Genomic DNA, 19,857 nt, shown 5'->3' on the forward strand with positions numbered 1-19,857 from the left:
AAGACCCCGAAGGATCTCTACCGTTCGACTTGCATGCTTAAAACGCGCCGCCAGCGTTCGTTCTGAGCCAGGATCAAACTCTCCATGATTTATTTTATCACTCCGAAGAGCGATAATTTCATCATAAAAAATCTGAAACTCAAAAGTTCATTTTCGTATTCTCTTCCCTTCCCTGATTGCTACTATTTAATAGCTTTTAAAGAACCGTTTCTCAGTGTTTTCCCTTGTTTTCAGCAGGTAACCCCTGAGGCACGAGAGGTAATCTACTAAATAGGTAAAAAACAGTCAACAGGAATTCGAAAAATTTAAATTCTTTTTTTAATTTGTTCGAAATGCTTATGAATTCATAGTTTTGTGCTCCATATATAATCTCATATATTGTTTCTGACCTTCCTTTTAATGTATTTTATTCCTATGAAGATTCTGTTTGTCGGTGAAATTGTCGGTAAGGCCGGTATTTTCACTTTAAAAAATACACTTAAGCCTTTTATAAAAGACAATGATATTGATTTTGTAATTGGAAACGGTAACGGTACTACCGGTGGATTCGGAATAGGGAAAAATCATTCAATCTACCTCAGAAAGCTCGGAATCAATGTCATTACGACAGGAGAATGTGCTTATTATAAAAAAGATATTGTTCAGCATTACCCGAAAGCTCCTTATTTACTTCGACCGGCCAACTACCCTCCAGGCAATCCCGGCAGAGGGTGGGGGATCTACAATGTCGGAGATTCCAGAATAGGAGTTATAGATATGCTGGGCTTATACGGTTACTCTCGTGTCCACCTGAGCAATCCTTATACATATCTCCCGGAATTGATAAAGAAAATCAAACAGGACACTTCTACCGTAATAGTGAATTTCCATTCCCTGACCACAGCTGAGAAGTACACAATGTTCCACCATCTGGATGGCAAAGTAACCGCTTTAATTGGTTCGGGAACAAAAGCTTTAACTGCAGATGCTCTCATCTCTTCGAAAGGTACAGCTTTTATATCAGATACAGGCAGAACGGGAGCGTTTCAATCTGTCGGAGGTCTGGAACCTAAAGTGGAAATACAGAAATTCCTCACACAAATTCCCGAACGTTCTCTGGATTTCTGGAGCGAACAATATCTGCAGGGAGTCACAGTTGAGTCCGATGAATCCGGTCAGGCTCTCAGAATCGAAACAGTAAATATGAAATGCGAGGTGGAAGCCGATGAAAAAAATAGCCATAATTGACAGACTGGAGAGCGATGCGCTCTACGCGACTTACATTAAGAGCGAGCATGGCGGACACCATAAAGCTTTTATTAAAATCCAGGAAGATCTCACGTTCAAAGTAGACAACCCCTCCAATCTTTTTCTTTTGAAAGGAGACTCGGTTGAAATCTTCATAGAACCGAAAAACGCAATAGCACTAACATTTTCAATGTTTATCCAGCCTCTCATTGCGTTCATTATTTTCTACACTTCTTCCATGCTCTTTTTCAAAGGAGATTCGGAATTCTTCAGGATTCTGACTGGAATTACAGGAATACTTCTTTCTTTCGCGGCTACATATGTGTTTTTAAAATATCGCCCTCAGAAATTACCGGTTATAACCAAAAAAGTAAGCCAGGCGGAAATCGCAGCGGCATGTCCCGCCGGAACATCATGTAAATCCTGCAGCGGATGCGGCTGATTTCTTATCAGCTATGTTCTCTGGTTAAGGAACAAAGTCGTTCAGCCATATTATGAAGAGGAACAACTTCGCTGATATAACCGTGTTCAACAGCGACTTTAGGCATTCCGTACACAATTGATGTCTCTTCATCCTGTGCCAGGGTAATTCCGCCTTCCTTGTAAATCTGTCCGATTTCTCTGGCACCGTCTTTCCCCATGCCGGTCATGATGGCGGCAATGGATTCATTCTGATATTCTTTTGCAACCGATTCGAAGAGAACATCAACCGAAGGCCTGTGTCCGTTTACCGGATCTTTGCTGATAACATTTACAATGGCTCCGAGAGATTTCCGGCTCACCTGTATGTGAAAATCTCCGGGGGCGATAAGGATTCGTCCGGCTTTTAGCAAGTCTCCATCAGCAGCTTCCTTGACTTCCAGAGGACAGATTCTATCAAGACTTTTTGCAAACTCTTCAGTAAAACCGGCAGGCATATGCTGAACAACGACAACCGGTACAGCCAGGCCTGGATCAAAATCGGCAAAAACTTTTCTCAGGGCATTAGGTCCACCGGTAGATATACCGATCGCCATAATCTGTATCTTCCCCGGTTCTCGAAGAGGAGTTATTTTTTCCCAGTGGCTTGTTCCTATGGGAACGGAAGGTTTAACGGTTGTTTTCTGGTCGTTTCGAACGGGAGGCACAATCGGCCTCCTGACTGGAGCAACGACACTATCCGGCTTCTTCCTCGGTCCGGTTCTTTTTCTGTAATCCCGGCCATAGACAAGAAGAAGTTCTACAAGCCTGGAACCGACGGATTGAATATCATGCGAAACTGTTCCGGATGGTTTCGTAATAAAATCAGAAGCGCCGAGAGAGATCGCCTCCATTGTAACTTTGGCACCTTTTGTCGCTACTGCCGAAAGGACGATTACAGGAATCGTATTGCCGAGTTTATTTTTTTCCTTTAAAAATTCGATCCCATTCATCTCCGGCATCTCGATATCCAGAACAATGACATCCGGATCGAGGCGGGGCATTTTCTGCAAGGCGAACATTCCGTTCATAGCCTTCCCGGCTATTGTCAGCCCCTCGTGACTCTCGACAATTCTACCTATCAGATTTCTCATCATCGCAGAGTCGTCAACAATTAATACGGATATAGGGTCTTCAGTCATTTTTTCCTCATCAGCCTATTTTACGTTTTTACCGTAGATACAGGCCCAGTCTGTCTTGATAAATTCAAATTTGGTGTTCATGCCGAACAGCGACTCGGAATGACCTATAAAAAGATATGAGTGATCTCTCATGGAATTCCAGAAACCCTCCACAACATTTTTCTGTGCGGCTTCATCAAAATAAATGAGAACATTTCGGCAGAATACTACATCGAGATTTCTGGAATCTGATGGAAATTTCAAATTGTGATAATCAAATTTAATGAGTTTTTTTATACTATCTTTCATTATGTATCCGTTCTCAACAGGATCCATATATTTTTTCAGATAGTTATCCGGTATACCGTTAATTTTTGAAGCCGGATAAAAACCTTCCTGAGCTTTCATAAGAGACTTCAAGCTGAGATCTGATGCCAGAATGTCTATTTTAAAATCGGCCGGCAGATATTCCGAAAGAACCATGGCATTGGTATAAGGTTCTTCTCCGGACGAACAGCCGGCACTCCAGATTTTAAAGACCTTATCTCCCGAGGCTTTTTTCCTCTCAACCAGATCGGGAATAACATAATTGATAAATGTATCGTAATGAGCCGCGTTACGGAAAAAACGGGTCAGGTTTGTTGTTACGGAATCGAGTAATGCGCGCATTTCCTCCTGGTCCCGGCTTATAAGATTAAAATAATCCAGAACCGTTTCATGACCAGTGGTCCTCAAGCGCTCTCTTAAACGGCTCTCCAGTATGGTTCTATTGGAATTGGAGAAAAAAATTCCGCTCTTGTCATAAATGAAGTTTTTGTACTTTTCAAAATCTGCATCAGATAAAAAATCAGACACTGTTCTCGCCTGCTTTGTATTTTTATATTTAAAGTGTATTGTCTCGGACTAAGTGATGTCAATAGAAGGTTTTTTTATTAGTATTTGCGAACATCATGTTTTTACACTGTGTGGTGTTATACTGATAATATGAATTACAAGGAAAAGAGAGTCCAACTGGCTGTTAAGGGAATATCGCTTCATCAGGAATCACAGATGCCTGTAATCATTCTTCAAAGCGCTGACGGTAAACATACTCTACCCATTTCGATCGGCCCCTTTGAGGCCAGCGCCATTATAACCCAGCTTGAAAACATACATCCGCCCCGTCCTTTAACCCACGATCTTTTTTCGGAAATGCTCATAAAACACAAATTCAAACTTACGTCTCTTTATATTTATAAGGCTGTACAGGATAAATTTTATGCCTCTATTCAATATAAGCACGGTTTGAAAAATCATAATATTGAAGTCCGCCCCAGCGATGGTATTGCCCTGATTATACGGCATGGCGGTTCAATTTATGTCAATATGGATATACTGAAGGAAAAAGCCGACCAGAATTGGATTTTTGAGATGGACCGGATGTCTGAAGACTTCCTCTTTTTAAAAAATAACAGCAACGAACATTCTTTTATGTAATTGACACTTCAATATCAGCTGATAAATAATCTCAATGATGACAGAGTCAAGGTATTACTTATCTATCTTATTTCTCTTACTCTCTTTTTCCTGCACTCTCGATTACAGCGATGCCGGATTATCTGATTCCCTATCGGAAGAGATTCCCGATATAATTATTGAAGATTATGAATCTGTTGAAGTAAGGAACGGGTCACCCGCCCTGAAAATAGAAGCGGGAACAGCTCAGTTTTTCAATAAAAAAGAGGAAACGCATCTTACTGATGTCGATTTTTACAATTATGATGACCGGAAAGTATCCACTCACGGCAGAACTTCCAGCGCGATACTGAACATGAAAAGCGGGGACGCCTCAATGTCAGGAGGCATTCTCATAGAATCAGCTGAAGATGATTCCAGGCTAGAGACTGAAACTCTGTACTGGATTGATGAGGAAAAATTGTTGTCTTCCGACAGAGAGGACCGGGTTATTGTCATTGATAAAGAAGGTTCGAAATTAGAAGGCCTGGGGTTTTCAGCAGATATCAAGAGAAAAAGCATCAATTTTGAAGGGGAAGTTTCAGGTGAATTCAACTCTCAGGAATAAGCATTTTCTCATTATCATTTTATTTACGGCACTGAGTACCATCTTTGGCGAATCTATTGAGTTTTCAGCCGACTCGATGCGATATGAAGCCGCAGAAGGTAAAGAATTTACTCTTCTGTCCGGTAGCGCTTTTGTCAGAACGGGCAGTAAGGAAATCCGGGCGGACGAAATAAAACTCTTCGGAGAGGACTACAACATCCTGCTTTGTGAAGGAAATGTATCCGTTCTGGACAGCGAAGAAGAACTTCAGATTAGCAGTTCCTACCTCTATTATGACAGAGAAAGGAAAATTACCAGAATCAACGGTCGTTCGGAAATGCAGGATTTTAAGAACGAAATGATAATAAAATCCGGATTTCTTGAATACCGTCAGGAAGATGATATTGTAATAATGCAGATTGGAGTCCGGATTTTAAAAGAAGATCTGACTTGCCGTTGTGAGTTCGCCACCTATGATAAAGCTGCAGATACTCTTGAAATGACAGGCATTCCAGTTGTTTATAAAAATGAAGATGTTTTCCGAGCTTCGCAGATTACCGTTCTCCTGGAAAATGATGAAATACAGATGGACGGAAAAGTGGAAGGCTCTCTGATTATAAAGGATGAGGAAAGTGGAAGCGATCCTGAAAGTTGAAGGTCTAAGAAAAGTATTCGGACGGAAAGAAGCGGTTAAAGACATGAGCTTTTCCATGAAAAAAGGGGAAATTGTTGGATTGCTAGGTCCTAATGGGGCGGGAAAGACGACCTGTTTTTATATGATAGCCGGTTTTATCCGGCCGACTTCGGGAAAGATCTTCCTTAATGAAAAAGAAATAACCCATGACCCGATGTTCCGCAGAGCTCTTAATGGAATATCCTATCTGCCTCAGGATGCCTCAGTGTTCAGAAAATTAACAGTCGAGCAGAATATCTGGGCTATTCTGGAAACGAGAAAAGATTTATCAACATCGGACAAAAAGGACTATCTTGAATCTCTCATTTCTGATCTCGGAATCGGAAATGTGAGGAAACAGAAAGCTTTCACCCTTTCCGGGGGGGAGAGAAGGCGGACGGAAATTGCCCGTTCACTCGCCAGCAATCCCCAGTTCCTGCTTCTCGATGAACCCTTTGCCGGAATTGATCCGATTGCCGTATTTGAAATCAAAAAGATAGTGGAACACCTATCGGATCGAGGAATCGGTGTCCTGATAACCGATCACAACGTAAGAGATACTTTAGCCATCACTGAAAGATCATATATTACAAATCTGGGAGAAATTCTTGTAAGCGGATCGAAAGAGGAACTGCTGCAGAGTGAAACAGCCAGAAAAATTTATCTTGGTCACGATTTTTCCATGTAATCTTTAATGTGATTGACAATCGATCTCGTGAGTAATTATCATTAATTACAGGGAAGGAGATATATTTGCAGTTTCAAAGACCTGTATTAAAGCAGGAAATGAAGCTGAAGATGAGTCCACAGCTTCTGCAGTCGATCAGTCTTTTAGCTTTACCGTTACAGAATCTGAAATTAAAGATTAAAGAAGAAGTAGAAAAAAATCCTGCTTTGGAATATGTAAACGAAAACCAGTCTCTCTCCTACGATGAAATCGTCGATAAAAAAAAGGAAGATTTCGATCCTTTTGAAAATTCGTCCGATTCCGGTTATACCCAAACAAAATGGCAGGGAAACGATAATTCGAAGCGACAATTCATGGAAGGCACTATCAGCCGGTCCGAATCGCTTCAGGAACACATGGTATCCCAGCTCCATCTTCAGCCCATCGGCGAAAGGGAAAGGGAGATCGGAGAGCTGCTCATCTACAACCTTGATAACAATGGATTCTATATCGAGGAACCGGAGCTCCTGGTCAAATCTGATGAACTGGAGCTTATGAAAAAAGTTCGTCATTTAGTTCGACAGCTCGATCCTGTCGGAACCTGCGTAAGAGATTACATAGAGTCCCTTAAAGTACAGGCGGAAATTGACGGACGCTATCCTCCGGGAACTCTGGAAGTCATAGAGAATTATCTGGAGCTTCTCAACAGAGGTAAAATTTCTGATATCGCTAAAAAAACAGGTCTTTCCGAAGATGATATAGATGACATTCTCTACTACATTCGGTTTCTCGATCCTTTCCCCGGACGGGAGTATTCCATTGAAACGCCTTCTTACATAATTCCCGATCTGATTGTGAAAAAAAGAGAGGGGGATTATTTTCTCACCATTAATGAGGAGGAAATCCCCATACTTCAGATCAATTCCTATTTTGAAGAGCTATCAAAAGATGAAAACAAAGAGGGCGAGGACAAAGAAGTCAACAGATTCGTCAATTCGGCAGTTCGTGACGCCAAATGGTTTATGAATACAATAAACCTGTGGAACTCGACCCTTCTGAAAACAGCCAGAGCCATCGTTGATTTTCAGAGAGACTTCTTCAGAAAAGGCCCCAAGTATCTGGTCCCGCTGACATTAAAAGATATAGCCAGAGAAATCGATATGAACGAATCGACTGTATCGAGAATCACCCGCGGTAAATACATTCAAACCGAATGGGGTGTATTTGAATTGAAATACTTCTTTACCAATGCCGTTTCTTCAGGCAATTCAAAAACAGCAGTAAAGGAAATTATCAAAGAAATAATTGAAGAAAATAAATCCGGTAAAAAACTCTCAGATCAGAAGATTTCCGATCTTCTGCAGATGAGAGGTATAAATATTGCCCGGAGAACAGTAGCCAAGTACCGAAAGGAACTTGACATTATGCCGTCCTTCAGGCGCTAAAATTCAGGAGGCTGATATGACAGTAAATGTAAAAGGTGTTCATTACAATGTAAGTGACAACACGAAAGAGTACATCGACAAGAGACTGGAAAAACTGGAATTTGCTGATGAGCTGATCGTAGAACTCGACATTGTGATAACCAAGGAAGCCAAAGGTTTTTTTACTGTAGAAGCAAAAATTCACTTCCGTTGGGGCGAGCATAGCCATATGAAAGTAGAGGAAAGGGAGCTCTATAAAGCCCTCGATGAACTGGCTGATAAATTATTGATTAAAGTTTCCAGAGAGAAAGAAAAAATCAAGGAGCACTGATATATCAAGGAGAGGTTTTTAACCTCTCCTTTTTTTTTGCTATCTGATGTAATAATGAGAATCAAATCCCGGTTAGTTAAAAACACAAAGTATCTGACTTTTTTTCTAAAGAGAAATACAGTATAATTCCTAATAGATGAAATCTCTTACAGTGCTCGATCTTCTTGATCTGGATTTAAAAGAACACAATGCTCTTGAATTAAAATGCCTGGCGGGAAGAAAGGGGCTTGTAAGGGAAATCACGGTTCCGGAACTGAACAGACCGGGGCTTCCTTTAAACGGATTTTATGAGAATTTTGCCGAACAGCGGATTCAGCTCGTGGGAAGAGGGGAATACGCTTTTCTGGAAAAACTCTTTAAAGAAAGAGAGACCGATTCTGTCGAGAAGCTTTTCACTTACACCATCCCCTGCTGCATCTTCAGCCACAATCTCCAGCCGCATAAATACTTTCTGGAAATCGCAGAGAAAAGCCATACTCCCGTGTTGATCACCTCTTTGACATCTTCGGAAATTTCAGTCAGACTTATCCGTCTCCTGAGCAATTATTTTGCACCGCAGCAAACCGTTCACGGTGTTCTGGTAGAAGTTGCTGGAAGCGGTGTTCTTATCCAGGGAGACAGCGGAGTCGGTAAAAGCGAGACGGCTCTGGAACTTATTGAAAGAGGGCACAGGCTGGTTGCAGATGATGCCGTCGTAATCCGCTGTATAAGCGGAAACAATCTCATTGGTTCAGGTACCAATAAGGTCATCGGACATCACATGGAAATACGAGGGCTTGGAATAATCAATATCTCCCATATATTCGGGGTAGGAGCCATACGCGATGAAAAACAGATCGATTTTGTCGTCCAGCTTGAAGAATGGGATTCCAGTCAGATATACGACCGCATAGGTTCTCATGAAACGACTACGGATATTTTGGGAGTGAAAGTACCCTACCTCAAGATTCCCGTAAAGCCGGGCCGGAATATTCCTATAATTATCGAAACAGCCGCTCTTAACGAAAGGCTGAAACAGAAGGGACAATATTCAGCCCGGGAGTTTAACAAAAATATAATCCAGTGGCTGGAATCGGAGAATGCCCGTAAGGTCTACCTGGAAAACTATAATAATAAACAGGATATTAAATGAAGCAGAAAACAACTACCATAAAAAACAGAGCAGGCATACATGCCCGACCGGCAGCCCTGATCGTTCAGACCGCCAGCCAGTTTGAATCCAATATATTTCTGGAAAAAGATACGGAAAAAATCAACGCCAAATCCATTATGGGGATAATAACCTTGGGAGCCAGTTACAAAACAGATATTATCGTTTCAGCTGAAGGTAGCGATGAAGAGGAAGCCGTCGAAGCAATCGCCGCACTTTTCGAGAAGAAATTCGAAGAGGAATAATGCTGTTTTTCTGCTGTTTTTCCTTCTGGCTTTTTCTGGAACAGCAGAAACAGGTTCCAATTCAAAAGAAAGCCCAATCGAAGTCGATATCGATTTTGCCCTTCAGGACAGTGACTGGCTATTGAATTCCCTCAAGGAAGGCAACCGGTCTCAAATCATCCTCCAGATCCGCATATATGAAAAAAACGGTTCTCCTTTTCCTTTACCCGATAAAAATATCTGCCGCATAACTTATATACAGACTGGAAGAATTGATCCCTTTTCGGGTCTATATCAGATCAGCGATGATGCCGGTAATAACAAATTTCTGGAAAGCGAAAAAGATTTTTTAGCTGCTTTTCTTCATATAAGGACAGAGATTAGTCCCCAATGTGATTTTTCTCACAACCTTTCAAACTACTACCTTCAAAAAAAAGCTATACTGATAAATAAAGTTTACAAAGTACCTTTCCATATTTTTCAGTTTATCGACTACGATAACCGAATCTCGACGGACTGGATAAAAGAACCTTTTTAAAGGAATTTCATGAGATTAAGCAGGCCCAGAAATTTATCAATCAAAACTCTTTACTCTGCCATTCTTCTCTATCTTCTAATAATCGTTCTGTTCTTATTCTTTACAGATCAGGTACTGGAAGATATCAATTCAATAAGTCAGAGCTATATCCCTTTTATTCTTCCTCTGGCCATTGTTATGCCTCTTTTTCTCATGATCTTTATCATCTATTACCTGATTAAGCTGAAACGGATGAACAAAGTTCATTCACCGGGAATCAGACTCAAGTCCCGTCTCATTTTGTTTTTTTCCATAATTATTCTCTTTTCCGCAATTCCCCAGACAATCCTGTCTTTTAAATATATTAAGCAATCAACTGACAAATGGTTCGACGATAGCCTGGGAGACGCCCTGGAAAGCGGTCTGGAAATAGCACTGGATTATCACCGCTCCTATATTGACGATTTAAATGACTTATATAAATCTCCGGAAATTACTTCCATTATTTTCAAATACAGGGAGGACCCGTCTTCTCTCTGGACCGCTCTTAAGGGGCTGAATAACAGCCTCTCTTCCATGCAATTCGCTTTCGCCGGAGATGAGCTATTTTCCGGTGATGAAGACTGCCGAATCGAAAATTCGGCTTTTTACTCTCTTGGAGACGGTATTCAGCCGAAGAGGTCTGTCAGGGGTGTCGATATCCTGGGGTTCCTCAAAATTCTTAATCTCGATGGAACAGAGCTCCGGATTCTCTGCTCGATCCGCATACCTGACAAATTCAATATAAATACAGCCAGACTGACTTTTTCAATCGATCAATTTCAACAATACAAAGATTTTCAGGAGATATTTCCCGTCTACGCTCTTTTTATATATCTCTTCTTTGCCCTGCCTCTGATTTTTCTCGCCATTCTCACCGCATTCACACTGAGCGACGATGTGACAGTTCCGCTGGAGAGACTTGAAAAAGCTACCAGGAGGGTGGCGGAAGGAGATTATTCATTCAGGATACTCAGTCCGGCTAACGATGAGCTGTCTCTTCTTACGACCTCGTTCAATGAAATGATCAATGAACTGGAACTTTCGAGAATAAAAATTCTACAGACGGAAAAAGTGACAACCTGGCAGGAGATTGCCCAGAGACTAGCCCATGAAATCCGGAATCCGCTGACACCGATAAAACTGTCAGCGCAACGGGTTTTGAGAAAAAAGGACAGTCCGAACGTTTCGGAAATACTGGAAACATCAATGAATCTCATCATCAACGAAGTTCAATCTCTGGATAATATGCTGCAGCAATTCCGCGATTTTGCCAGACTGCCAAAAATCGAACCGGTCAGCATAGCTCTCGAATCTCTCATCAGGGAGAGCACGTCTATGTACAATGAGACCTTTCCAGCCATATCATTGGAAATTGAAGAGATAGATGCAACGATTAGAATCCATGCCGATAGAAATCAGCTGAAACAGGTTTTTATCAACCTGATAACCAATGCCATAGAAGCGATGAATGGCGTGGGAACCATTAACATTAGGACGGATATTGTTCAGAAAGGATATACGAGATATTGTCGAATTCAGATTCAGGATCACGGGTCGGGTATTGCACAGGAAGATATCCCGCGGGTGTTCCACCCTTATTATACGACAAAAGAAAACGGGACGGGTCTCGGTCTTTCCATAATTGAACGAATTATATTTGATCACAAAGGAAGAATATGGCTTGAGTCGCAAATGGGGTCGGGTACCACATTCTATATAGATTTACCAGTCGAGGTGGAAGAATGAACAGCATATTGATCATAGATGATGAGCCGGGGATCAGGGAAATCCTGAAAGATATTCTTCAGGATGAAGGTTACACCGTCTATCAGGCCGGCGATGGCTTCGAGGGTCTTCATCTTTTGAAAACCACAAAGGTTGAGTTGGTTCTGCTCGATATATGGTTACCCAGAATGGGTGGGATCGATGTTCTGAAAGAGCTGAAAAGCACTTACCCCGAACTGGAAGTCATCGTCATTTCGGGTCACGCCAATGTGGATATGGCTGTAAACGCCATCAAACTGGGAGCTTTCGATTTTCTTGAGAAACCGCTCGATATGGACAGGGTCATTACCTTAACGAGGAATGCGCTCAAGATTGAAAGCCTCAAACAGGAAAACAAAAACCTAAAAAACCAGCTGATGATTGAAGACAGAATGATCGGCTCATCATCGTCTCTCGATGAAGTTAACCGTATCATAGAACAAAGCGCCGGTTCCGATTCGAGAGTGATGATCACTGGCGAAAACGGTACGGGGAAAGAACTTGTCGCCAGAAGGATTCACCTGGGCAGCAACCGCAGGGGCAAACCTTTTATCGAAGTCAATTGCGCGGCCATACCCGACAATCTGATCGAGAGTGAACTTTTCGGACATGAAAAAGGGGCTTTTACAGGTGCGTCTTCCCTAAGAAAGGGGAAATTCGAAGCAGCGGACGGCGGTACACTTTTCCTCGATGAAGTGGCTGATATGTCCCTCAGTGCCCAGGCTAAAGTTCTCAGGGCTATTCAGGAAATGCAATTTGAAAGAGTAGGCGGAGAACAATCCATAAAAGTCGATGTTCGCATACTGTCTGCAACCAACAAAAACATAGCCGAAGAAATCGAAAAGGGGAAATTCAGAGAGGACCTTTTTTTCAGGTTGAATGTCATCCCCATTACGCTTCCCCCGTTGAGAGAAAGAGTCGATGACCTTGATGAACTCGTCTCCTATTTCATGGTTAAATTCAAAAAAGAGGGAACATCCCCCAAAACCATTTCTCCCGAAGGAATGGCTTTCCTGAAAAAATACCCATGGCCCGGAAATATCAGGGAACTGAAAAATTTTCTCGAACGTGTCAATATCATGTGCAATGAGCAGGAAATTTCTCTAGAATCAGTTCAAACCTATATAGGTGAACACTCCATAAATTCAGAAGATGAAACTCTCAACGGTTTTAAGGATTTAAAACTAAATGAGGCAAAAGATAAATTTGAAAGGGAACTTCTGGTTTATTATCTCAAGGAAAACAACTATAATATCAGCAAAACGGCACAGGTACTGGGGATATACCCGAGCAACCTTCACAGTAAAATAAAAAAATTCGATATTGAAGTAAAGAAATAGTATGAAAAACCTGACCAAAAGGCAGTCTGAAGTTCTCGATTTTATAAAAGTATTTATTGACTCCCATAAATATCCTCCTACGATCAGAGAAATTGCCGGCAATTTCGAGATTTCTGTGAAAGGTGCCTATGACCATGTAAAAGCTCTGGAGAAAAAAGACGTTATATCCTGTGACACGAACCGATCCAGGGCCATTGAAATTCGTTCCAGCGGAAGTGATGAGGAAATGATTTCCATTCCCGTTCTGGGAAATGTTGCCGCAGGACTGCCTCTTATGGCCTCGGAAAATTTCGACGGTTACATCAATCTCCCGTCAGGCATATTGAAACAGGGGGATTTTTTTGCCCTTTATGTCAAAGGAGACAGCATGATTAATGCGGGGATTCTCGATGGAGACACCGCTATCATCAAACAGAAATCAACTGCCGAAAACGGCGAGATAATTGTAGCCCTGATAGACGATTCGGTAACGCTGAAAAGATTCTATAAAGAAAGCAGCCGGGTGAAACTGATGGCTGAAAATGATGATTACAGCCCCATTTATACCCAGAACATACGGATCCTCGGAAAGCTTGTAAAAATACTGAGAGACTATGAGTAAGCAGACTTTCCTTCTCCTCGGCCCTGAAAACGGCGAAAAAAAAGACTTTGTAAAAAATCAGGAAAAAGCTCTTATATCAAAATTCGGCGAGACTGAAAAATTCCGCTTCTACCCATATGATACGGAGATCTCTGAAATCGTTTCAATCATGAGAAACGGTTCCTTATTCTCCTCCCACAAAATCGTCACCATCAACAATTGTGAAGATATCAAGAAGAAGAGCGCTGTCGATCAGCTGGTCGAATATCTGAAATCTCCCTCGGAAGATGTGACCCTCTTTCTTTTGAGTGATGCGAATAAAATCGACGCAAAAATTGAAAAGGTTATAAAAAAAGAAAATAAAAAAATCTTCTGGGAACTCTTTGAAAATCGGAAGAGAGACTGGGTTATCTCCTTTTTCCGCAAGAGGAATCTCTCCATTGATCCCGAAGCCGTTGAACTCCTTCTGGAAATGATCGACAACAATACCGATTCCATGCGAAACGATTGTGAGAAACTGGCTTTTTATTTCAAGGAAGGGGACCGTATCAGCGAAGACGATATTGAAAATTTTCTCTATCACAGTAGAGAAGAAAATGTTTTCACCCTTTTTGAAAAAGTCTGTCGAAGAGATCTGGAAGCATCTCTTGATGTTCTTAACAGCATTGTTCTGGCCCGAGAAACCCAGCCGGTTCAGCTCTTGAGCGGTTTGCTCTGGCAATTCCGGAATTTACTGAGTCTGAGCACCATGCTTTCGCGACGGGTTCCTCAGCCAGAAGCTCTTCTGAAAAGTAATATACGCGGTAAGAAAAGCCAGAAAACCTATCTCGAAGGTACCCGCAATTTCAGAATTCACGAGTTGGAAAAGATCATTACATTAACCATGGATTACGATAACAGGCTTCGTTCAGTCCGGACGGAAATGCAGGATTCTGTTGTGGAGATGTATCTTTACAACTGCATCAGGAAGATGGCTTAAGCTTTTCCGATAAGTAGCTTTTCAAAGTTTCAGCCACATCCTGACTGACTCCAGCCGTTGAGGCGATATCCTCGCTCTTCTGTTCATATATCCCTTGAAGGGATCCGTAGGCTTTCAACAGTTTGGTACTCCGTTTCTGACCGATCCCCGGCACGCTTTCCAGACTTGATAGAGTCAGCCGGCTTTTCCTAAGCGTTTTATTATACCCCGTTGCGAAACGATGCGTTTCATCTCTTACATACTGGAGGACCCTCAATGCCGGATTTCCTTCCGGAAGATCAACTGGTTTGTCAAATCCCGGCATGAATATAAGCTCCTCTTTTTTTGCCAGACCTGCCAGGGGAATATCCAGATTCAGCGCCTTTAGTACAGAATGGGCGGCATTGACCTGCCCTTTTCCACCATCTATCAGAATGAGATCCGGACGTTCCAGATCTTCATTTATAACACGCGTATAACGGCGGGAAACGGCTTCGGCAATGGATTTGTAGTCATCGATCTTCCCGTCGAGACTTTTCATTTTCAATCGTCGGTAGTTTTTCTTGTCGGGGTTTCCATCTTTGAAGGAGACCAGGGAAGCGACTGTAAACTGACCATTGAGCTGAGCGATATCAAAACCTTCTATCCTTCTGGGCAGAACAGGAAGATTGAGAAGGAGCTGTAATTCCTCCAATGCCGGAATGTTTCCCTTTTCCATCATCAGCTTATCCAGATCGATAAGTGCGTTATCTTCGGCCATTTTCATGACCGACTGATCCCTTTTATCCTCAGCGGGACGTATTAGATTATCCCGTCCTTTTTCGATCCGGAAAAAATCCTTTAAGAGAGGAACATCCGTATGAGAGAGAAAAAGAGTTTCAGGAAGCTCTTTCCGTCCCGTCCCGTAATATTGCAGAACGAATTCCGTTAATGCGTCCTCCGGATCTCCGGCGTAGGAAGATCGGAAAATATCCCGTCCGAGCAAGCGTCCGCCTCTCATCTGCATAACAGCAAAGGAATAGTCATTTCCGGAGTAAGCCGTCCCGATATAATCTCTGCTTCGCTCATCAAAGTCGACAATTCTCTGTTCCATATTCAGCTTTTCAATAGCAAGCAGAACATCGCGGATTTCTGCGGCTTTTTCAAAATTCAGTTCAGCCGACGCATCGCCCATCTCTTTTTTGAGTTCTTTTTCAAGCATTACGGTTTTACCCGACAGAAGACTCCTCACTTTTCTCACTCGCGATTTATACTCTTCGAGACTGATGTAATCGACACAGGGAGCGGGGCAGCGTTTAATATGATAATACAGACAGGGAGCTTCTCTTTTTTTCAGGGTCCCTTTGCATTTCCGTAATGGAAACAGCTTGTCGATCAGCTCCATATAGCGGTCTATGCTTTTAACATCGGGAAATGGACCGAAATAAGAGGATCCGTCTTCCACAATGCTTCTGGTCCGGAAAACCCGGGGATACTCATGCCCGGTAATTCTTATAACCGGATAGCTTTTTCCGTCTTTCAGATCGATATTGAACCGTGGTTTCCACTGCTTGATCAGATTATTCTCAAGAAGCAGAGCCTCGTATTCGTTCTCCGTGACAGTATACTCGATCGTGTATATCTGGCTGACCAGAAAGGATGTTTTTATATCTTTACCCGAGTTGAAATATGAACCGACACGGTTTTTGAGATTTCTGGCTTTCCCCACATATATTATTTCTTTGGATTTGTTCTTCATGATATATATGCCCGGAGATGAGGGGAAGTCTTTTATTTGGCTTTTGAAATCGGCTCTTTTCGGTTTACTATCTTTCATATGATTCCGATATTTATAAAAATGCGTTCAATACTATTAAGTATATTACTACTCTTTCTTCTCTCCGGTCTATATGGATCAGATCAACAGATTTTCCTCGGGGAAGCGGATCTCTGGGAAAATGTCAACCTGACCAATCTCACTCTGATTCCGGGGAAAAGAGGCTATCTCGATATTACAAATCAGGATAATACACATAAGCCGGATAAGCACTCCGATATGATTTTTCCTTTTAACAGCAACAGCCTCGCCGATGAAACTGGTCATTACGAACTGATCAGCCCCTTAACCCTATCAACTCAGGAAGGAAGCTTCGGTGGTTCAGCAGCATTATTTGCAGGCTCCGAACCCCTTTTGATACAGAAAAAAGCCTCTTCCCTCTTTTCACCTTCAACAATCTGGGATGATTTTTCCCTTGAGTTCCGCTTATATCCCGCTACCTTGAAGGAAGGATCCACTATTTTTCTCTGGAAGGGTCTGCAGATGGTGGATAACCAGCTCATACCTCAGGAAATTCGATGTACAGTGAACAATAGAAAACTGGTTTGGGATTTCGAGAATTTCTTTCTTTATCCCGACAGTTCACTCAACAGAGTGACCCTGGAAGGAGAAAAGCTTATACCGCGGGAATGGACCCATCATCAGATTCTATTCAACAGCGAAACAGGACTGCTCGAATACAGAATCGACAACGTTCCTGCCGATAGTACCCATACAAGTAAAAGCGGCCGAGAATCAGTTGAATTCAACATCCCCGTTATCGGAAATCAGCAGAGCTTTCCCATAGAACTGGGTGAAAATTTTACAGGATTAATTGATGAGTTGAGTCTGACCCGGTCCATTTCCCAACAGCCGCAATTGAACCGTTACACTGATTCGGGATACATGGAGAGCAAAATTATCGATCTCCAATCCCCGGATTCAACTTTATTTCTTATAGAAGCCGAACAGCACCTGCCCGACAATACATCTATTGTCTATGACTTTGCCTTGGCTCAATCGAAAATAGACTTGCTGGGTCCTAATGTCAAATGGGAAAACTATATCGTTGGGAACCCCATAAACCGCAAAGGGCGTTTTCTGAAAATCAGAGCAAGGCTATTTGCTGAACCGGCAGTCGATTCCGCACCGGTCCTGTCTTCATTGACAATTATCTACAGGGAAGCAGCACCTCCCCATCCGCCTTTGAATGTTGCAATAACTGTCAGCGATGGAATTTTTTTAATCAGCTGGGATAAATCGATTGACCCCACCATTGACGGGTATATGATTTATTATGGAGATCAGCCGGGAGTTTACTTTGCCGAAGGCAGTCCCGTAGACGCGGGTAACAACAGCTCATATCTACTGGAAAAATTAGATAAAAACAGACGTTATTATTTTTCTGTAACATCATACAGAAATGACGACAGGAGAATTGAAAGCCGGTTTTCCCGTGAAATAAGTTATAGTCCTTGAGGTACAGGTGGAAGAAAGTGATATTCAGGAAGTTCTTAACAGAGCTGCCAATGCTTTTAACATAGAAGAGTTTTCTCTGGCTGAAGAGCTTTTAACATCACTTCTGAAAGAAGAGGATAATTATCACGCGAGAATACTGCTTGGGGCTGTGTATGGAGAAGCCGGTCATTATCTGAAATCCATCAGAGAATTTGAGAAAGCTCTGGATCTCGATCCTGAATCACATGAAGCTTTAAATAATCTCGGAATCATGTACAAGAAGAATGAATCCTATGATCAGGCTCTTGAATCCTTATTGAAAGCCGTCGACCTGGCACCGGACAGACCGGACATCTATTATAATCTCGGTAATGTTTATAAACAGCTCGGGCGGATCAGCGATGCTGAAAGAGCCTATAAAACTGCGATTAACAAAGACCCCTCTTTTATACAGCCCTATAACAATCTGGGGACCATTTATGAATCGCGAAAGGAATTCGACAGAGCTATTGAACTCTACAACCGGGGATTGAATATAGATCAGAATAACGCCAGGCTCCTCTATAACAGAGGTGTGGCTCATCTGGCAAAAGGGAGTTTTGAAACAGCAGAAGGAGATTTTTCCAATGCCCTGAAAAGAGAACCGGACTGGGATAAAGGACTGAACAATCTGGCTCTTACAATTCAAAGGCAGAAACGGGAGGACGAAGCTCTCGATATTTTCAACAAAGTTCTTGAAATCAACCCGGAAAATAAAGAGGCGGAAAACAACATTGCCGTACTCCTTATTAAAAAAGGGGAAATCGAAGAAGCTGAAAAGCATCTTAAGGAAATTATAAAGAAAAATCCTTCCTATATCGGAGCATCCCGTAATCTCCAGAAACTCTATGAGAAAAAAAATGACCATGTGAATTCCCTGGAAGAACTGAACAGGATTCTTAATCTCGATCCTTCTAATCTCCGTATCAAGGAAAAAATCTGCCGGACCCTCATAGATCTCAAACGCTATGAAGAAGCAGAACAGACTCTGGAACACATTCTTGTCCGAAACAAAGATAATCCGGAAGCTTTTCGCCTTAAAGCCATATTATTCGCTTTGACCGACCGGGAGAATTCCGTAGACTCCGTATTGTCCGACCTGCTAGCCGTTAATCCCGAAGAACAGGAAATATACCTCTCCCTGGCGAGAATATTTCTCGATAGCAATGATCTGAAAAAGGCTGAACACTATCTGAGCCAATATCTTGAACTTAACCCGACAGATAGGGAAGCACTTTTTAAACTGGCAGAATTAAGACAAAAGCAGGGCGATTCATCTGGTGCAGTTAAAATACTGGAGCCCTTCAGAGAGACTGTAGAGGAGTCGGATCTTATATACGTGCTTGCCGATGCCTACAGAGATTCAGGTCATGAGACGGAAGCTCTGGAATTATTGAATAAAGAAATCAGCAATATGGATAAATTCGATAAGCCGGAAGATTTGGACAATATAACCAAAACCCTCGAAGAATATGAAAAAGCCGTAGAATCATTTGAAAAAAACAAAAGCGAAAACCCTGGCCGCAATATTGAGACACTTCAGAAATGGGCCGAGTCTGTTTATAAAGAGAATGTTTTCGATTTCGAAGATTTTCTTTTTGATAATTTTCCGATTGATGATGATGAATCGATCAGTATCATCGACATAGGAGGAATGGAACCGGTCATTCAGATAAATGAACCTGAAGAGATTCTATACCTGGAAGAATCGGCTGAGGATTTCTCAGACATTGACGAGTACACGGAGTTGTTTGAAGACGAAGAACTGGATCCAGAAAAAGATCAACAGGCCCCGGCTCAATCTCATGCACCGCCTACTCAGGAACAGGCTCCATCTCAGGCACCTGTTCCGACTCCACAACAATTGACGATTCCCAATATTACAATTGTTCAGCCCCAGCCTCAGGTTATTAATGTGCCACCACCCCGAAATACTCCGCCAGTACCCCCAGCGCCAGAGGAACCTGTATCTCCGGAACCGGAAGATACGGAAGCAGAAGAAGATGATCTCGAGCTGATATACGAAGACGAAGTGCTGGAAATACCT

The 19,857-nt window shown here is 42.2% G+C and carries 20 protein-coding genes and 1 rRNA gene; 17 read left to right on the top strand and 4 right to left on the bottom strand.

The window, feature by feature from the left end; genetic code table 11:
• A 16S ribosomal RNA gene (locus HNR50_RS19735) occupies positions 1-89 on the bottom strand; the annotation flags it as partial.
• Between the two features lie 325 nt (positions 90-414).
• On the opposite strand from HNR50_RS19735, the gene HNR50_RS19740 reads away from it, so the two are divergent.
• On the top strand, positions 415-1,227 hold the full coding sequence (locus HNR50_RS19740) for a TIGR00282 family metallophosphoesterase (protein ID WP_246434138.1): 813 nt from the start codon (positions 415-417) through the stop codon (positions 1,225-1,227).
• Complete coding sequence (locus tag HNR50_RS19745; RefSeq protein ID WP_184748532.1) at positions 1,205-1,669, top strand: SoxR reducing system RseC family protein; 465 nt, start codon at positions 1,205-1,207, stop codon at positions 1,667-1,669. The genes HNR50_RS19740 and HNR50_RS19745 overlap by 23 nt, the downstream gene beginning before the upstream one ends.
• Positions 1,670-1,676: 7 nt before the next feature.
• Here HNR50_RS19745 and HNR50_RS19750 read toward each other — a convergent pair whose 3' ends face one another.
• Both HNR50_RS19750 and HNR50_RS19755 read right to left on the bottom strand, forming a co-directional pair.
• The gene (locus tag HNR50_RS19750) at positions 1,677-2,828 is read right to left on the bottom strand and encodes a protein-glutamate methylesterase/protein-glutamine glutaminase (RefSeq protein WP_184748533.1); all 1,152 of its coding nucleotides are present in this window, start codon (positions 2,826-2,828) and stop codon (positions 1,677-1,679) included.
• Positions 2,829-2,843: 15 nt separating this feature from the next.
• Positions 2,844-3,662 (bottom strand): CheR family methyltransferase, encoded by an 819-nt coding sequence (locus HNR50_RS19755; RefSeq protein ID WP_184748534.1) that lies wholly within the window; start codon positions 3,660-3,662, stop codon positions 2,844-2,846.
• 129 nt (positions 3,663-3,791) lie between these two features.
• Between HNR50_RS19755 and HNR50_RS19760 the strand changes: the two genes are divergently transcribed.
• From HNR50_RS19760 to holA, 13 genes are all read left to right on the top strand, one after another.
• Positions 3,792-4,283: a bifunctional nuclease family protein gene (locus HNR50_RS19760; RefSeq protein ID WP_184748535.1), complete on the top strand. Its 492-nt coding sequence runs from the start codon at positions 3,792-3,794 to the stop codon at positions 4,281-4,283.
• Between the two features lie 37 nt (positions 4,284-4,320).
• Positions 4,321-4,869, top strand: a complete 549-nt coding sequence (lptC, locus tag HNR50_RS19765; protein WP_184748536.1) for an LPS export ABC transporter periplasmic protein LptC — start codon at positions 4,321-4,323, stop codon at positions 4,867-4,869.
• Positions 4,847-5,503, top strand: a complete 657-nt coding sequence (locus tag HNR50_RS19770; RefSeq protein WP_184748537.1) for an LptA/OstA family protein — start codon at positions 4,847-4,849, stop codon at positions 5,501-5,503. Before lptC ends, HNR50_RS19770 begins: the two co-directional genes overlap by 23 nt.
• The gene (gene lptB / locus HNR50_RS19775; protein ID WP_184748538.1) at positions 5,472-6,209 is read left to right on the top strand and encodes an LPS export ABC transporter ATP-binding protein; all 738 of its coding nucleotides are present in this window, start codon (positions 5,472-5,474) and stop codon (positions 6,207-6,209) included. The genes HNR50_RS19770 and lptB overlap by 32 nt, the downstream gene beginning before the upstream one ends.
• Before the next feature lie 65 nt (positions 6,210-6,274).
• On the top strand, positions 6,275-7,633 hold the full coding sequence (gene rpoN, locus HNR50_RS19780) for an RNA polymerase factor sigma-54 (protein ID WP_184748539.1): 1,359 nt from the start codon (positions 6,275-6,277) through the stop codon (positions 7,631-7,633).
• Positions 7,634-7,649: 16 nt separating this feature from the next.
• Positions 7,650-7,943: a ribosome hibernation-promoting factor, HPF/YfiA family gene (gene hpf / locus HNR50_RS19785; RefSeq protein WP_184748540.1), complete on the top strand. Its 294-nt coding sequence runs from the start codon at positions 7,650-7,652 to the stop codon at positions 7,941-7,943.
• A 136-nt stretch (positions 7,944-8,079) separates the two neighbouring features.
• Positions 8,080-9,075 carry an HPr(Ser) kinase/phosphatase gene (gene hprK, locus HNR50_RS19790; protein WP_184748541.1) on the top strand — a complete coding sequence of 332 codons (996 nt, stop codon included), beginning with the start codon at positions 8,080-8,082 and terminating at the stop codon, positions 9,073-9,075.
• Positions 9,072-9,338: an HPr family phosphocarrier protein gene (locus HNR50_RS19795; RefSeq protein ID WP_184748542.1), complete on the top strand. Its 267-nt coding sequence runs from the start codon at positions 9,072-9,074 to the stop codon at positions 9,336-9,338. The genes hprK and HNR50_RS19795 overlap by 4 nt, the downstream gene beginning before the upstream one ends.
• Positions 9,277-9,855: a hypothetical protein gene (locus tag HNR50_RS19800; RefSeq protein ID WP_184748543.1), complete on the top strand. Its 579-nt coding sequence runs from the start codon at positions 9,277-9,279 to the stop codon at positions 9,853-9,855. The genes HNR50_RS19795 and HNR50_RS19800 overlap by 62 nt, the downstream gene beginning before the upstream one ends.
• A gap of 9 nt (positions 9,856-9,864) precedes the next feature.
• On the top strand, positions 9,865-11,622 hold the full coding sequence (locus HNR50_RS19805; protein WP_184748544.1) for a sensor histidine kinase: 1,758 nt from the start codon (positions 9,865-9,867) through the stop codon (positions 11,620-11,622).
• Complete coding sequence (locus HNR50_RS19810; RefSeq protein WP_184748545.1) at positions 11,619-12,980, top strand: sigma-54-dependent transcriptional regulator; 1,362 nt, start codon at positions 11,619-11,621, stop codon at positions 12,978-12,980. Before HNR50_RS19805 ends, HNR50_RS19810 begins: the two co-directional genes overlap by 4 nt.
• Position 12,981: 1 nt before the next feature.
• A complete protein-coding gene (gene lexA / locus HNR50_RS19815; protein ID WP_184748546.1) occupies positions 12,982-13,581 on the top strand; it encodes a transcriptional repressor LexA in 600 nt (199 codons plus the stop codon).
• Positions 13,574-14,539, top strand: a complete 966-nt coding sequence (gene holA / locus HNR50_RS19820) for a DNA polymerase III subunit delta (RefSeq protein WP_184748547.1) — start codon at positions 13,574-13,576, stop codon at positions 14,537-14,539. Before lexA ends, holA begins: the two co-directional genes overlap by 8 nt.
• Here the strand turns inward: holA and uvrC are convergent.
• On the bottom strand, positions 14,523-16,334 hold the full coding sequence (gene uvrC / locus HNR50_RS19825; RefSeq protein ID WP_184748548.1) for an excinuclease ABC subunit UvrC: 1,812 nt from the start codon (positions 16,332-16,334) through the stop codon (positions 14,523-14,525). The two genes, holA and uvrC, sit on opposite strands and share 17 nt — an antisense overlap.
• Positions 16,335-16,355: 21 nt before the next feature.
• Between uvrC and HNR50_RS19830 the strand changes: the two genes are divergently transcribed.
• Positions 16,356-17,792, top strand: a complete 1,437-nt coding sequence (locus tag HNR50_RS19830) for a fibronectin type III domain-containing protein (RefSeq protein ID WP_184748549.1) — start codon at positions 16,356-16,358, stop codon at positions 17,790-17,792.
• Positions 17,793-17,799: 7 nt separating this feature from the next.
• Positions 17,800-19,857: tetratricopeptide repeat protein (locus HNR50_RS19835; RefSeq protein ID WP_184748550.1), on the top strand; the 2,058-nt coding region annotated here is incomplete at its 3' end.

It is taken from the genome of Spirochaeta isovalerica, assembly GCF_014207565.1.
Lineage (GTDB): Bacteria > Spirochaetota > Spirochaetia > DSM-2461 > DSM-2461 > Spirochaeta_F > Spirochaeta_F isovalerica.

Bases quoted from the DNA above. Each gene is read 5' to 3' on its own strand.
- HNR50_RS19740 (WP_246434138.1), top strand. From the start codon at position 415: ATGAAGATTCTGTTTGTCGGTGAAATTGTCGGTAAGGCCGGTATTTTC.
- HNR50_RS19745 (WP_184748532.1), top strand. From the start codon at position 1,205: ATGAAAAAAATAGCCATAATTGACAGACTGGAGAGCGATGCGCTCTAC.
- HNR50_RS19750 (WP_184748533.1), bottom strand. From the start codon at position 2,828: ATGACTGAAGACCCTATATCCGTATTAATTGTTGACGACTCTGCGATG.
- HNR50_RS19760 (WP_184748535.1), top strand. From the start codon at position 3,792: ATGAATTACAAGGAAAAGAGAGTCCAACTGGCTGTTAAGGGAATATCG.
- lptC (WP_184748536.1), top strand. From the start codon at position 4,321: ATGACAGAGTCAAGGTATTACTTATCTATCTTATTTCTCTTACTCTCT.
- lptB (WP_184748538.1), top strand. From the start codon at position 5,472: ATGAGGAAAGTGGAAGCGATCCTGAAAGTTGAAGGTCTAAGAAAAGTA.
- hpf (WP_184748540.1), top strand. From the start codon at position 7,650: ATGACAGTAAATGTAAAAGGTGTTCATTACAATGTAAGTGACAACACG.
- hprK (WP_184748541.1), top strand. From the start codon at position 8,080: ATGAAATCTCTTACAGTGCTCGATCTTCTTGATCTGGATTTAAAAGAA.
- HNR50_RS19795 (WP_184748542.1), top strand. From the start codon at position 9,072: ATGAAGCAGAAAACAACTACCATAAAAAACAGAGCAGGCATACATGCC.
- HNR50_RS19800 (WP_184748543.1), top strand. From the start codon at position 9,277: ATGAAGAGGAAGCCGTCGAAGCAATCGCCGCACTTTTCGAGAAGAAAT.
- HNR50_RS19805 (WP_184748544.1), top strand. From the start codon at position 9,865: ATGAGATTAAGCAGGCCCAGAAATTTATCAATCAAAACTCTTTACTCT.
- HNR50_RS19810 (WP_184748545.1), top strand. From the start codon at position 11,619: ATGAACAGCATATTGATCATAGATGATGAGCCGGGGATCAGGGAAATC.
- lexA (WP_184748546.1), top strand. From the start codon at position 12,982: ATGAAAAACCTGACCAAAAGGCAGTCTGAAGTTCTCGATTTTATAAAA.
- holA (WP_184748547.1), top strand. From the start codon at position 13,574: ATGAGTAAGCAGACTTTCCTTCTCCTCGGCCCTGAAAACGGCGAAAAA.
- uvrC (WP_184748548.1), bottom strand. From the start codon at position 16,334: ATGAAAGATAGTAAACCGAAAAGAGCCGATTTCAAAAGCCAAATAAAA.
- HNR50_RS19830 (WP_184748549.1), top strand. From the start codon at position 16,356: ATGCGTTCAATACTATTAAGTATATTACTACTCTTTCTTCTCTCCGGT.